Here is a 1,307-nt window from a genome sequence, read left to right as displayed (position 1 = left end):
CTGCCCAGCGTACCGGCCCCGTTCAGGGTTGCCGACGCGCCCGACGCAATCAGGGTCTGGCCGCTTAAGCCGCTGTTGGCACCACTGACCGCCAAATCACCGCCGTTGATGTTCAGAGTACCCGCACCGGTTAAACCGCCAGTCGCCGTTGATACTCCGCCCGAGCTGAGGTTCAGCATACCGCCAGTGATATCAAGGATACTGCTGTTGGACAGCACGCCGCTGTTCAGCACCCCGCCACTGCCCAACGTTACCGTACCAGCATTGGTCAGTGTGCCCACGGTTTGAGTGTGACCGTTGATGTTGGCGCTGGCACCGCTGGCGATATCCAGTAATGACGTCTGACCAAAGGCACCGTTAGCCCCCAGGATCAGCTCACCGGCATTGACCGTGGTCGTGCCCTGATAGCTGTTACTGCCGTTGGCCAGCGTCAGCGCCCCATTGGTGGCATCCACCTGCAAACCGCCCACCCCTGATACCAGTGCATTCAGCTCTTTATTCGAGGTCGCGCTGCTGTCTGTTGCCAGCAACAAGGCATCGGCACCGTCTGTTAACAGTTCCAGCGCGCTCAGGCTGTAATTGACATACAAACCATTACCACCGCTGCCGTCGCTGCTGGTCAGACCGTAATTATGGGTGGCATTAGCCACCGTCGTCCCGCCCTGCAAGATGGCAGAGACCACGCCTTGCGCGGTGTCGGTGACCGTCGTGCCGTTGATCATCAGATTAAGACCGCTGGCCGCCCCACTCACCGTACCGGCATTAATCAGCTCCAGCATAATATCGCCCCGATCCTGATCGAGGATCGACAGATTCGGTGCCAGCACCGGATTCTGGTTAGTCCAACTGTCAGTGCCCGTCACGCTGATGGTGCCGCTGTTCAGCGCCAGATCAGTGACCGTCACCACACCGCTGGCCTGTGACTGCGGCGCTGCCCCGTCAAAAATCAGGGTGCCGCCACTCAGATCCAAGCCGTGCAATGTGCGATCATCCGTACCGACGGTAGTCACGTTATTGGCTGAGAGTTGCAGTGTGGCATTTGCCAGCGCGGCAGTGTTGCCCGCGTTTAACGCGAAAGTCGAGTTCGTCAGGTTCACGGTGCCACTGAATGCGCCGCCCACTGAAGAGCCGAAATCAAATGCCGTGCTGGCATCATTCTTCGCCACATTCAGTGTACCAGTGCCGGTCAGTGCATGGTCAAACAGCGCAATATCAGCCAGATTCAAGGTGGCATCCGTGATATCCACCGTGACGGCATTGTCCACACTGTTGGTGTTATTCAGGGTCGCATCGCTGCCGCCGGTAAC

Annotated in this window: 1 pseudogene; it reads right to left on the bottom strand. The window is 58.7% G+C overall.

The window, feature by feature from the left end:
• Positions 1-1,307 (bottom strand): annotated as a pseudogene (locus tag V1952_RS21870) (autotransporter outer membrane beta-barrel domain-containing protein); the annotation flags it as partial.

Origin of the sequence: Yersinia sp. 2542 StPb PI (assembly GCF_048593855.1) — a bacterium.
Taxonomy (GTDB): Bacteria; Pseudomonadota; Gammaproteobacteria; order Enterobacterales; family Enterobacteriaceae; genus Yersinia; species Yersinia enterocolitica_E.
Note: the sequence above shows the minus strand (reverse complement) of the source record. Positions and strands in the feature narration are given on the sequence as shown.